General features: G+C 56.3%; 1 protein-coding gene. It reads right to left on the minus strand.

What is annotated here, in order from left to right:
• A partial coding sequence (locus tag Q4563_RS19470) for a ferrochelatase (protein WP_303605692.1) occupies positions 1-232 on the minus strand: 232 nt, incomplete at its 3' end.
• Positions 233-279: the final 47 nt, after the last annotated feature.

The following is a 279-nucleotide window of genomic DNA, read 5'->3' on the forward strand; positions in this document are numbered from 1 at the left end:
GTGGTGAACCGTCTTCACGCCAGACCGAAGCATAGGCCCTGGCTACCCGGGCAGGACGAATACGCAAAATCACGCCATGTAAAATCAGCCACCACAATGGCCGTGCAACATCCACCACCCGAGGGTCCCACAGAAATTCCGCCAGATACTTGCGCACCGCCCCAGCGGTTGGGGCCTCTGGTGTCCCAAGATTGACCAACAGCACCCCGAACGGTGGTTGATTGGATGACATGAACGCTCCTTAGCAGCCGCTTGTATAAGTTTTGCGTAAGTTTACCC

This window comes from Gilvimarinus sp. 1_MG-2023 (assembly GCF_030548285.1).